This window comes from Okeania sp. SIO2C9 (genome assembly GCF_010672455.1).
Classification (GTDB): Bacteria; Cyanobacteriota; Cyanobacteriia; order Cyanobacteriales; family Microcoleaceae; genus Okeania.
Map to the genome: position 1 here is coordinate 51735 of NZ_JAAHGO010000012.1, position 13405 is coordinate 65139.

8 protein-coding genes and 1 CRISPR repeat array are annotated in these 13405 nt (G+C 38.0%); of the genes, 3 read left to right on the forward strand and 5 right to left on the reverse strand.

The features are described from left to right. Nucleotides 1–202: 202 nt before the first annotated feature. On the reverse strand, nt 203–1000 hold the full coding sequence (locus F6K23_RS10860) for a Uma2 family endonuclease (protein ID WP_293154618.1): 798 nt from the start codon (nt 998–1000) through the stop codon (nt 203–205). A gap of 171 nt (nt 1001–1171) precedes the next feature. Further along, the gene (locus tag F6K23_RS10865) at nt 1172–1990 is read right to left on the reverse strand and encodes an Rpn family recombination-promoting nuclease/putative transposase (RefSeq protein ID WP_293154621.1); all 819 of its coding nucleotides are present in this window, start codon (nt 1988–1990) and stop codon (nt 1172–1174) included. A 1323-nt stretch (nt 1991–3313) separates the two neighbouring features. Between F6K23_RS10865 and F6K23_RS10870 the strand changes: the two genes are divergently transcribed. After that, the gene (locus F6K23_RS10870; RefSeq protein ID WP_293154624.1) at nt 3314–5791 is read left to right on the forward strand and encodes an ATP-dependent Clp protease ATP-binding subunit; all 2478 of its coding nucleotides are present in this window, start codon (nt 3314–3316) and stop codon (nt 5789–5791) included. A gap of 386 nt (nt 5792–6177) precedes the next feature. Here the strand turns inward: F6K23_RS10870 and F6K23_RS10875 are convergent, their stop codons facing one another. Further along, nucleotides 6178–7002 carry a phytoene/squalene synthase family protein gene (locus F6K23_RS10875; protein WP_293154627.1) on the reverse strand — a complete coding sequence of 275 codons (825 nt, stop codon included), beginning with the start codon at nt 7000–7002 and terminating at the stop codon, nt 6178–6180. A gap of 1013 nt (nt 7003–8015) precedes the next feature. Beyond that, on the reverse strand, nt 8016–8978 hold the full coding sequence (locus tag F6K23_RS10880; protein WP_293154630.1) for a hypothetical protein: 963 nt from the start codon (nt 8976–8978) through the stop codon (nt 8016–8018). 631 nt (nt 8979–9609) lie between these two features. Between F6K23_RS10880 and pstS the strand changes: the two genes are divergently transcribed. Then, nucleotides 9610–10647, forward strand: coding sequence for a phosphate ABC transporter substrate-binding protein PstS (gene pstS, locus F6K23_RS10885; protein WP_293154633.1), 1038 nt, complete (start codon nt 9610–9612; stop codon nt 10645–10647). An 86-nt stretch (nt 10648–10733) separates the two neighbouring features. On the opposite strand, the gene F6K23_RS10890 is transcribed toward pstS, so the two are convergent. Next, entirely contained in the window at nt 10734–11045 is a 312-nt protein-coding gene (locus F6K23_RS10890) for a hypothetical protein (protein WP_293154636.1), read from the reverse strand. Nucleotides 11046–11486: 441 nt separating this feature from the next. Here F6K23_RS10890 and F6K23_RS10895 point away from each other — a divergent pair, with 441 nt between their 5' ends. After that, nucleotides 11487–11864: a DUF2237 family protein gene (locus F6K23_RS10895; protein WP_293154639.1), complete on the forward strand. Its 378-nt coding sequence runs from the start codon at nt 11487–11489 to the stop codon at nt 11862–11864. A 536-nt stretch (nt 11865–12400) separates the two neighbouring features. Continuing rightward, nucleotides 12401–13150: a CRISPR direct-repeat array (repeat unit 36 nt; unit sequence CTCTAGTGCTTCGTCTGAAGCGGAATTAATGGAAAC). Nucleotides 13151–13405 lie beyond the last annotated feature (255 nt).

The window sequence follows — 13405 nt, forward strand, 5'->3', positions numbered from 1 at the left end:
AAAATTAATACTAAAAATTTAGCGATCGCCAGGATTATATTTTAACAAATCTCACAATAATGCTGGCAACTATTTTTTGTATATTTGTAAAATGAATTAACAATTTTTAATAATTACGAGATTAATAAAACTTGACTACAAATAAAATTAATCATTTATCAAAATATTTTGTAGCCAAGTTAGTCTAAATATTTTCAGTTATCTAATTATTATTAGTCGCATTAGCTATTTGCTGAACAACAGATAAAGGCAAATCTAAAGACTCAGCAATTACCTCTAAACTCAATCCTAATTTGAGCATTCGAGCCACTGCTTCTTCTTTGGCTTCTTGTTGGCCAATTTCTCGGCCTCTTTGTTCCCCAATTTCTTCACCAACTTGTTGACCATCGGCAAAAGCATATTGAGCTTGTTGAGCTTCCTCCTGGGGAGTCGGCACTCGTTCACCGTTAGCAGTGAAGTAACACAGTTGACCTCCTTCTACTCCTAAGTATAATTCTAATTCTTGACTCCAACGCCAACCTGAGTTATTCGGTTGAATTTCTTCATAGCGATTTTGTTGTAAGCGAAATCCCATAAACTCCATAGTTTCGGGGTCGAACCAAAAATACTCTGGGGTGCGGAAGTTGTCTTGATATAACTGCTTTTTTAAGTTGCGATCGACTCTAGCAGTAGAGTCCGACAGTAACTCGATAATTAAGTTAGGGTATTTACCGTTTTCCTCCCATACTACCCATGACTTCCGGGGTTGCTTCTGGGTTTGCTTGACTAAGAAAAAGTCTGGTCCGCGAAAGTCGCGATTTTTTAGCTGCTGGCGACTGTAATAAATAGTCAAGTTAGCACCAATAAAGTAATCGTTGCGATCGCGCCACAACCATTCTAGACAAATAACTAGCAACATGAGTTGGGTATAGTGTTGAGAGCTTTCCATTTCTGGTTCATCGCTTTCTAGTTGAGTGGCATCAGGCATTATTGCCTCTAATTGTTGGGCAGTTAAAACCATTGAGCTTCACCTTTTTTCAGTTATCAGTTATCAGTTATCAGTTATCAGCACTTCAAGCTGAATACGCAAAACAACCAATAAACTGGGTTTATCAGTTAACTTAACTACAAATAAAATTAATCATTTATCAAAATATTTTGTAGTCAAGTTAGTCTAAATATTTTCAGTTATCTAATTATTATTAGCCGAATTAGCTATTTGTTGAACAACAGACAAAGGCAAATCTAAAGACTCAGCAATTACCTCTAAACTCAATCCTAATTTTAGCATTCGAGTAACTGCTTCTTCCTTGGCCTTCTGTTCACCTCTTTGTTCCCCTCGTTGTTCTCCAATTCCTTCACCATCGGCAAAAGCATCTCGATAAAATCTGGTTTGCTTTAAATCACCTAAACTAAACATTGCTGTAATTTCCTCCCGACTTTTTTCTGGTAATTTATAAACTATTATCGTCTCTAATAATTCGATAATATTCTGTTGTCTGACTGCATCTGTTAATTGAACTTTAGACTTTTCAACTAACGATTTAGCCAGATCGACTGCTGTTTCTTCTGGTTCTACTACCAGTTTAACAATTCCTACTCCTAATGAATCTGATTCTAACTCATCTAAATAGATTCGTTCGACTCTTTCTAAAGCCAAAATATCTCCAAATTGATGAATTTCTTCCCTCTCAATACTACGACTTGGATAGATAACTACTACCCTCCAAGGATGAGTGGGTCGATATTGTCTTAAATACAGAAAAAGTTCTGCAAAAATACGATAATATAATTCATCTCTGGGTTGAAATTGTACTTCTACTAAATAGAATGGTTTAGCTGGATTATTATCATTAGGCATAAATAATCCATCCAGACGAAATGCTAATTGTTTGACTTCACGGGAAGTAAATTTATAATTATTAGCTTCCTGTTTATCAATACCAATTAATTCAAAAAAGCTCTCTGGAAATGTGAGAAATAGTTCATAGAAAATGCTGTCTGTTTTCACTCTTTGCTACCTGTTTTTGACTATAATTCCTAATGAGTTAACTTAGAGATTGTCTGAGAAGTCCCATTTGCTATATTCAAGCCCCCTAAATCCACCAAAATTGGGAGACTTTTAGAAGCAAATTGACTCTTGTTCCCCCCAAAGTTGGCTTGCTCGGGGGGCAAAATTCAGTATCAAAAAACTTTTCAGATATCTTCTTAACTACAGATAAAACTTAGTTAATTATCCGATAAATTCTGTGGTTAAGTTGTAAGCATTCAGCAGTCAGCTATCAGCTATTGCTTTTAGTTTAGAATAAAAGCTTTATTAATTGCCTTACTACAAAAGTTGGCTTCCTTGTCCTTAAAGTCAGTTGTTAATTTAAACACTATTTATCCTATATGGGAGAGTCTTGTTGCTAATAGCTGAATGCTTACGTTAAGTTAGTCTATTCTTCAGTTACCTAATTATTATTAGCCGAATTAGCTATTTAATGTAGAGATGTTCCATGGAATGTCCCTATAATGGTTTGAGAAAAGGATAATATTATCAGAAATCTAAAAGGATATAATTTTTCTGTGAACCAAGAATTCTGATTTCAGGAGAATCTTCATACCTGAATGCCCAAGAGTATGTCAATGTATGTCAACTTTATTTCCCAAGTGCTACTATTAATAAAATAATAAAAAAATACGGCGTTGGTGAAAAGAGGTATGATATCTTGTCCGGATAAAAGCGCAAACAAAAAACTTTCTCCCTCTACTACTCTTTCTTCCCTCCTGACTCCTGACTCCTGACTCCTGACTCCTAGATAATTAAGATTAATATCATACATTAATTCACCAATGCCAAAAATACTAACTACTTGGGCATTTCATAATTGCGGGATGATTTTGTCACAGAGCAGAAACCATAATCCCCGTGTCCCCGTGTCCCCGTGTCCCCGTGTCAGCCGAAATCATCCCAGTATTCAGCAACGCCGCTACTTGGCCTCTTCATCCTCACTTAATTTTCGGTTACGGCTCTCCTCACTAGCCACTCCTACTTTTACAACGCTAAATTAGTTACAGTAAACAAAAATTTACATTAGTTTCTATTTATGGCCTAATTGTGGTTTAAAACTAGGTATAGCAAGGAAGGAGTTGGTTAGGACATAGACTAATCATGAACCTTACCCAAGGAAATGTTTTTCCTACTGTTCCCTCACAGGAGTGCGCGTTCTCTTACGTCTGTCGCCGACGCGGGGTCCCACCGCTGTTCTCTGTTCCCTGTTCCCTGCTATAACAATTAAACTACAGGAGGGACATATTCCCTGTAACTATAAATATGTAAGGAAAAGTAACCATGTTTGAACGTTTTACAGAACAATCAATCAAAGTGATTATGTTGGCCCAGGAAGAAGCTCGTCGTCTTGGACATAACTTTGTGGGTACAGAACAAATCCTCCTGGGTTTGATTAGTGAAGGTACAGGTATTGCGGCTAAAGTTCTCAAAGAATATGATGTAAATCTCAAAGACGCTCGGAACGAAGTAGAACAAATCATTGGCCGTGGGTCTGGGTTTACTCCGGCAGAAATTCCTTTTACTCCCAGGGTAAAACGGATGTTGGAAGTATCTTTAGAAGAAGCAAGAAAATTAGACCATAACTATATCGGTACAGAACATTTGCTACTGGCATTGCTGCAAGATTCTGAAGGAGTCGCTGCTAAAGTATTGGACAACTTGGGTATTGATAGAGGCAAGATTCGGACTCAGATAATTCGCTCCCTTGGAGAAGTTGCTGCAGTTTCTCCTGGAAGCTCTAATTCTGGGAATAAGAAAGCTGTAACTCTAGAAGAATTTGGTACAGACCTGACGAAATTAGCAGCAGAGGGTAAAATTGACCCAGTCGTGGGCCGGGAAACAGAAATTGAACGGATGATTCAAATTTTGGGCCGGAGAACAAAAAATAATCCTGTCCTCATTGGCGAACCTGGTGTCGGAAAAACAGCGATCGCTGAGGGATTAGCTCAACGTATCGTTAACCAAGATGTTCCGGATCTTCTGCAAAATAAACAGGTGGTAAGCCTGAATATCGGTTCCTTAATTGCTGGTACCAGGTTCCGAGGAGAATTTGAAGAGCGACTGAAAAAGATTATGGATGAAGTCCGCTCTAATGGCAATATTATCCTGGTAATTGATGAAATTCATACTGTTGTAGGTGCTGGTGCTATAGAAGGTAGTATGGATGCTGCTAATATTCTCAAACCTGCTTTGGCCAGGGGCGAAGTACAGTGTATTGGGGCGACTACTCTGGATGAATATCGTAAGCATATTGAACGGGATGCTGCTCTCGAACGTCGTTTCCAACCTGTGAAAGTGGGCGAACCTAGTGTGGAGGAAACAATTGAAATTCTCTATGGGGTACGCTCTGCTTATGAACAACACCACAAGTTAATTATTTCTGATGAAGCTTTGACCGCAGCAGCTAAACTATCAGACCAATATATTAGCGATCGCTTCTTACCAGACAAAGCAATTGATTTGATAGATGAAGCAGGGTCTCGTGTTAGAGTCAAAAATTCAATGCTTTCACCACAGTTGAAGGATATGAGACGGGAAATCTCAAAAGTGACGAAAGATAAAGAAGAAGCTATTCGCTCACAAGACTTTGAGCAAGCTAGTCAATTGCGCGATCGCGAACTGGAAATTCAAGCACAAATTGAACAGAGCGATACCGATAGACAAGAAGAAAAAACCAAAGTTAATCCTGTGGTGACAGAAGACGATATTGCTCATATTGTGGCATCTTGGACGGGAGTACCTGTGAGTAAGTTGACAGAATCTGAATCTGAGAAATTGCTACACATGGAAGATACTTTGCACCAACGTCTCATTGGTCAAGAAGATGCAGTTAAAGCAGTATCTCGTGCTTTGCGTCGTGCTCGTGTTGGTCTGAAGAACCCCAACCGACCTATTGCTAGTTTCATCTTCTCCGGTCCAACTGGTGTTGGTAAGACAGAACTAACAAAAGCATTAGCTGCTTATTTCTTTGGTTCTGAGGAAGCCATGATTCGACTAGATATGTCAGAATACATGGAACGTCATACAGTTTCTAAACTTATTGGTTCACCTCCAGGATTTGTTGGTTATGACGAAGGTGGTCAACTAACTGAAGCAGTTCGTCGTCGCCCCTATACTGTCATATTGTTTGATGAGATTGAAAAAGCTCATCCAGATGTATTTAATATCTTGTTGCAAGTCTTGGAGGATGGTCGTCTCACTGATGCTAAAGGACGGGTAGTCAGCTTCAAAAATACCTTAATCATTATGACTTCTAATATTGGTTCCAAAGTCATTGAGAAAGGTGGCGGTGGTTTAGGTTTTGAGTTTGCTGAGGATAAAGAAGAAGCTCAGTATAACCGTATCCGCAATTTAGTTAATGAGGAACTAAAGCAGTATTTCCGCCCAGAATTTCTCAACCGACTGGATGAAATTATTGTCTTCCGTCAGTTGAATAAGGATGAGGTCAAAGAAATTGCAGAAATTATGCTGCGGGAAGTATTCAGTCGTTTGGGCGAACGAAATATGACTCTAACACTCAGTGACAGCTTTAAGGAACGCTTGATTAAGGATGGATTCGATCCTAGTTATGGTGCCAGACCACTGCGTCGTGCAATTATGCATTTGTTAGAAGATGCTTTGGCAGAAGCATTATTAGCTGGTCAAATTCAGAATGGTGAAAATGTTTATGTAGATTTAGATGAAAATGGAGAGGTAAAAGTTACATCTGCTGGAGCTGCTAAGGAACAACTTCCAGAATTTGCTTATAGCAAATCTTAAAAACTCAAAAACGGGCATAAGGAAGTTAAGCAGTCAGTTTTGACGACTGGAAATTTCAATCCTGTTCCCTGATCGCCAATCATCAAAAACATCAATCTATAGAACCTGTAGGGACGTTTCATGGAGCGTCCCTTAATCATGTATAGCGACCGAAGGAAAGGTTATATCAAATCCGTTTGCTTCGGATTAATATAGTTCTATTGTCGTCATACAATGGTTAAGGGCGAATGCCATTCGCCCCTACAATGTCAACTCTTATCTTTAAATACTGAATAACACCGATGCTACCGGATTTGATATTAGGGCAGATAAAAAGCTTAAAAGTTAGACAACGCAATATTTTTCCTTCTTCCTCTTTCCTTCTTCCTCCTTCCTTCTTCCTTCTGCTATGCAGAATTACTGCAGCGTGAAATTAGTTCCATCACTTGCGAACGACTCAACTTGTCTTGCCCCATAGTTAAAATATCTAGAGTAGCATGAGCAAGAGTCAAAGGAATTTGGCAAAAATTTCGAGCAGGTCCTGGAGGAAGAGAGTTAGTATAAGAGTCAGCTAATAAAAGATTACGTTGGGCATAGGTTTGCAAATCTTCCGCAGTCCAATTATCGGGAAAAAAATCTACGCCCCTAGCTAAATCTTCTGTATGGTTGCGGAGAATATTCACCGCTTGTAGACCTCGCCCAAACCCAATTGCTTCAGTACGATTAGTCTTAGTATTATCATACCAACTCCATAAATCAGAAAGTAATAATCCCACTGCACCAGCCACACTAAAAGTATAGCGGTCTAAATCTGATTCTGTGTGAATTGCCCAATTATTTTCAGCCCAATAAGCCATCCGGTCTGCCATTGCTGCTGTTACATCCCAGATCCTGGGCGCTATTGTCTCTGAAGCCAGTATTGCCCATTCTCCTACTCTTTGAGTTACTTCTGGTAGGTGAGTAATATTAAAGTCTAACTTGGCTGAAAAATTTTGGAAACTTGAATGGTCAACTCCTTCCTGTAAAAGTAAACTAATCTTTCGCAACAATTTTGCCTTTGTGAAGCTATCTAAATCTGGATGATCCTCAATTTCATCAATGGCACGCATACAAAGATAGGCTGATGTAACTGCCTCTTTTAGCCCAGATGGTAATTGACTAATAGGAATATAGAAAGTACGACTTGTTTCTTTTAGTATATATAAGGCATCTTTATCTTCAGGTCTGTTCATCTTAATTCAACTCCTCACGGCCATTTTTGGTTTAATGTATTAGTTTAATTGATGCTCAACACTAGATAGTTGGGGCATTTCTGAAACTTAATTACAATAAACTGTCAGTTTACTATAACCGTAGTGAAGTAGTCAGTAGTAATACCATTTCACTGAAGTTATAAGTCAAAAGTCAAAAGTCAAAAGTAAGATTTTATCAGTGTCAGTCCAGTAGTGGCGTGACACGCCTAAAACTGTGTAATAGATTTTTGTTTCTAGGTGTCTTGATCTCCCCACACTCCCCACACCCCCCACACTCCCCACACCCCCCATCTAATCCACCATTTAAGGTGTGTCATGCCAGTAGGGTGCGTTAATGAAATGTAACGCACCATCTAGATTTGAATTTTCGGTGTGTTACGCTGATGATTTCACATTTGGATAGGTTATCAAAATTTTGGCAGGAAATCTGAGATTATTTTGCTAGCGAAACTTCCGACTCAAGTGCGACCTGGTGGCGCTTCGTTCCGACTGATTGCCACAACCTGCGGGGTCGAACCGCTATTCCCTATTCCCTATTCCCTGTTCCCTGTTCCCTATTCCCTGCCATAGCCATAACTTAATTAGTGCTTGCTGATTAAATATAAAAGCATTGATAGGTAAAGGTTTGAGCCTTCTTTAATTCCCAAGGGGTGCGCTTGTTTTAGTCTAAAACCCTCAAAAAGTTAGTATAAAAGGCAAACCTTCGGACAGAAAAATTGAGGAACAATTCTTACTCTTACCTCCTCGCTCCCGACCCTTTTCTCCTGTCTTACCAAAAAATGAGGTCCAAAGCCTCCCCTTTTAAGGGGATGAAAAAATATTCAGTTCAGTATTTCAAGCCTCCAGCTTTAGTCGGAGGTACTGATAACTGATAACTGAAATGACCCTCCACGGTCGGGGGAGGGGCGAGGGGTGGGTTTTCTCCTGTCTCCTGTCTCCTGTCTCCTGTCTCCTGTCTCCTAACCCGACCAAAAAGCTTTATTCAGCAAACCCTAATTACTCATAATTTTTTCTAGAAAAGGAAGTCCAAAGGCAATAATAATACTAACCGCTAAACCAGCGAAAGCTTTTAAAGCATCACTAAAAATAATCTTACCTACATCCTTCATTTCACGGTTTTGGAAATTGTGAGCTATTGCTATTTCTCTTCCTGCTAAAAGACCGATAAATACCCAAGTTGTACTCATTGGCATTTTGCTCCATTCTTTAAATAATAATAAGATTAATCCATAAATCAAATCTACAATTGTTGCCGAACGAATATCTTGAGTATTAGTTTTACTGGTAACTATATGTTGAATTGCACCACCATTTCTGTAAAAGATAATTGCGTGTAAAATTAACATCACAAACATGGAAAAAAATAGCATTGAAGCATCAAGATTTCGTGGCAAGTATGCAAAGATATTTGCTAAGTCTTGAATTAACCATTGGCTCCACAAAAATGCTGTTGATACCCACTGCAAAATTACCCAATGAATGGGTGCTTCTTTGTCTGCTGTACTGAGAAATTTCTCTTCTAAAGTTTTAGTGATGAATTTATAAATAAGTATAGCTGTGACAAAAGCTAACCCATAGCCAAAAAATGATTTAGTCAGCATACTGATGAGATTGCTAGGAGCAAAAACTGTGATAATTAGAAAAGTGGTACTAACAGGAATTCCCCAATTTGTTAAAAATAGAAGTACAAAAGGAGGAACTATATAAATCCAACTAAAATTTTCAGGAAAAGGAAATTCTGCCAAACGCCCATAAGCTACATCTCCATCATTAGTAATCCAGCCATATAAAAAAACTACCAACAAAACGGAGGAAATAAACAGCCATAAAACCCACCAAGGGCGCTGAGAATTAGAACTTAAAAATGTGCCAAGAGTTTGGATAGCATCGTTAGCTACAATTGAATATGATGCTAATAGAAACCCTAGCAACATCAATATATATTGACTGTTCATATTTTGTCGATATATTCTCAGATATTGAACAATTATAAGTAAGCATTCAGCCGTCAGCTATCAGCTATTGCTTTTAGTTTACGATAAAAGCTTTATTAATTATATTACTAGAAAAGTTGCTTCCCTTATTTTTAAAGTTTATATTAATTTTAAAATGTCCTTAATAAAATAGTTTTGTTGCGCTCTATTTTGCAGCTAATAGATATTTGCGCAGCATTCCGCAGGAAATGCTTACAATTATAATAACTACAGTTTACCTGATGAATATTTTTATTTGGAGAATGATTATACTTATAGCGGAAGTCAGGAAATAGGGATAAATAATTGATAATTTATGGATAATAATTGATTTGATTTTTAATTTTCGGAGATGTCTTAGTTTCAGGCTAAAATATTTTTTAGTTATCTAATAGAGAGTACATAATAAAAGTTTTCGACTAAAGTTAACAATAGATTAAAATATTGGCAAAATCTTGAGAAGATTATATAATTAAATTATTGCCTATAGAAACTCTATAAAAATTGTAATATAAAGATTTAGTAACATAGATAAAGTGCCTCATATTCAAGCTGCTATCCTCGTTATTATCTAGAGACTTATAAATAATTAGATTTTTCCGGAGGCTCATATATGGTTTTATTAAAAACTATTTGGCAAAATGCTCTAACAGTGACAGTTGCAGCAGTTACTCTTTCACTTGCTACATCTGGTGAAGCCATCGCCCAAACTATTGAAGGTGCAGGAGCATCATTCCCTGCTCCTTTGTATGACCGTTACTTTCAAAAATTAAAACAAGATACAGGAATTACAGTAAATTACAATTCGGTGGGTAGTGGCAAAGGTATTGAGAGTTTTATTTCAGATACCGTTGACTTTGCAGGTACAGATGCACCACCAGTTGCAGCAGAAATAGAGCAAATGCCAAAAGGAGTAGTTATGGTACCTACCGCAGGAGGTGCTGTAGCAGTAGTTTATAATTTGCCCGGAGTTACCGAACTCAAACTATCTCAGTTAGTATTGCCAGATATCTTTGCAGGTAAAATTACTAAATGGAATGATCGCCGAATTGCTCAGGACAACCCAGGAGTTGACCTACCTGACTTACCTATTAAAACTGTGGTACGAGCTGATGGTAGTGGTACAACTTTCATTTTCTCCAGGCATTTGAGTGCTGCCAGTCCAATTTTTAGTCGAGAAGTGGGTGCATCCAGAAAACCTGATTGGCCAAAAAATCCCTTGGAAGGTAACAAAAATGATGGAGTAGCTGCTTTAGTGAAAGAAACTGAAGGTGCGATAGGGTATGTACAAGATACTTTTGCTCGTCAAAACAACTTGTCAACAGCAATGCTGGAAAACCTAAAGGGTCGGTTTGTCGAACCTACTCTCGAAGAGGCAAATATTGCATTATCCGGACTGAGATTTTATCAAGACTTTACTCCTGCTAACGAAGCTAACCCTGATGATGGATACCCTATCGTTGGAGTCACTTGGTTATTAATTAAGGAAAATTATGAGACTTCAGGTCAAGCAACTGCAGTTAAGAAAATGGTCAATTGGGTTTTACAGGAAGGTCAAAACTTGAACAATACTCTTGAGTATACCCGTGTTCCAGAAGCTATAGGTGCAAAAATTCTGGAGAAAGTTGAAATTCAAGTAGCAAATCAATAATCAGACTTTGAACTATATATTTGCAGGGTAGGTTGAAGAAGGTTTTTCAACAATTAATAATTACCTACTCTGCTGCATTCCATTATCTATTCTATGACTTTCATTTTTGAAACTATCCGTTCTTTACGAGTTTTACCACAAGGTTCAATACTCTCGCAGTCATTAATATTGACTTCTTCATAAGTTAATCTAACTTTTTTGTTGAGATAATAATCTTGGTCTGCACAAATATCAAAGTTAGCACCTACATTATATTCTGTACCACTTTTTAAGTCTCCGGTAATTAGCTCTTGTACCGTTCCCACCTCTAAAGGAGTATCTTGAGCAATTGCACTGATAGAAACAGTGGCCAAAGCAATTGCAGCTAGAGAAACAGAAGCTGTAATTTTTTTGAGCATTTGTAGTCTACCTTTGTTAAAATCGCTATAAGCATAAATATTACTAAACAATTAGTAGCACAAAAAAGTAGCGATCGCCCATCAAAACACCCTATTTAGGGTTTGCTGAAAAAAGTAAAGTGTGGGAAGGGTGGGGAGTTTGGGAACTTTGGGGAGTTTGGGGAGTTTGGGGAGTTTGGGGAGATTGAAGGCGAGAATGTGTGGATAGAACTATAAACATATACTGTATAACCGGATTCTATATCAGGAGGAGAAAGAATTACAAAGATGAGCGTAGTGATGACTATTAGACATCTCCAAAAATAAAAAATAAAATCAATTATCGCACTCTTATTTATCAATTATTTTTCCCTACTCCCTACTTCCTCTCTTCCAAAGTACCAAAGTGAATCTCTCTGGTAAACTAAGAAATTGAACTAAATTGAACGGAACTATTTTAAAATGATGGAATCACTAAATGTATTAGGCGAAAAGCTAGAAGTTTGCTGTACTTCTCCCATGACTGGATTTTATCGGGATGGGTTTTGTCAGACTGGACTATCAGATTTTGGTTCCCACGTTATTTGTGCGGTAGTGACAGCAGAATTTTTGGAATTTACTAAGCGTCGTGGTAATGATTTGAGTACACCTAGACCAGAATATTCTTTTCCTGGTTTAAAACCGGGCGATCGCTGGTGTTTGTGTGCGTCTCGTTGGAAAGAAGCTCTAGATTCTGGAGTTGCACCACCGGTAGTGTTGTCAGCAACTCATCAAAAAGCTTTAGAAGTTGTGCCTTTGGAGGTTTTGCAGGAACACGCTCTTTCAATAGTTGATAATTAATAATGGATAATTGATAATTACCTCTCGTTGAAAACGGATAGGGTTGACTAATCATGAAAATCTTTTCTTGCTTCTTCTTTAAAGGAGAGGATTTTTACCTTAATTATTCGGTAAGTTGAAAAAGGCGGTTAGTACTGATAACTAATAACTAAAAAAACTTCTAACTTCTGACTTCTGACTTCTGACTTCTGACTTCTAAAAGGGGGTTGACAATTTGTATACTTAAGGTTAGTATAGAAAGTAAGGAATTTGGTATAAAGAACCTCGACAAATGAATAACAGTAACTTTTTAATCTTTTTTAGTATTTAAAGAGTGGTTAAAAGGTTGTTTTTCATCTTTGCATGGTACCCCACATACGCGCCTCCGAGAATCGCTGAAACCCTGATTCTCTCGTTGACCCGCATTGATGCCATGCTAGGAGAGGGTTTGAGGCGTGTCATTTTGGCAAAATTTGCCTTGTTGATTTTTTTATCAAAGGGGCGCGTATATTTGGGGGTCTGAAAGCCTTACTCTGTCGTGGTTCTAAAACCGAACTCTCTAGTGCTTCGTCTGAAGCGGAATTAATGGAAACAACTGAGTTTCCACGAAAATTGCAACAAAGAATCTCTAGTGCTTCGTCTGAAGCGGAATTAATGGAAACCTTGCGGATCCTGATCATGAATTTCATTATAGAACTCTAGTGCTTCGTCTGAAGCGGAATTAATGGAAACTCCTGGAGTGTTAGGATCTTTCTCTTCAGCATTCTCTAGTGCTTCGTCTGAAGCGGAATTAATGGAAACAGCATGTTAGAGGCATGCATACTGCGGGGGAAAACTCTAGTGCTTCGTCTGAAGCGGAATTAATGGAAACTATTTTCGCTAAACTGACATGCTGCTTTTTTTTCTCTAGTGCTTCGTCTGAAGCGGAATTAATGGAAACCAAAAAAAGCTCTCTTCATAATTGCTCAAAAAAAAGTTGCTCTAGTGCTTCGTCTGAAGCGGAATTAATGGAAACAGCTTGGTTTTTAATGCTTCTTTACTTAGATCGGACTCTAGTGCTTCGTCTGAAGCGGAATTAATGGAAACATTATATCAGCTCCTTGTAGTTGGGCCTTGTCTTCGAACTCTAGTGCTTCGTCTGAAGCGGAATTAATGGAAACTTTCAGAAACTTTTAGGGCTGTTCTGAAAGCTATTTTCCTCTAGTGCTTCGTCTGAAGCGGAATTAATGGAAACCTTCCGACAAAAGACCACCAGTTTTGGATTTTTGAAGCTCTAGTGCTTCGTCTGAAGCGGAATTAATGGAAACTCAAGATATATCTTGCTTGACACATCTTCTATTACCGAAATATTGTGGTTTAAAACCTCCCCTTTTAAGGGGATAATAAATAAATAAAAATTTTCATGATTAGTCAATCCTCTCCTTGAAAAGAAGAGGTAATTCTAAATTCTAAATTCTAAATTCTAAATTCTTGAATCTAGTGCTTCGTCTGAAGCGGAATTATCATTTCTAAAAAAACTTTCTCCCTTCTAAACTCCCCCCTTTCAAAGGGCAGGGCTGTTT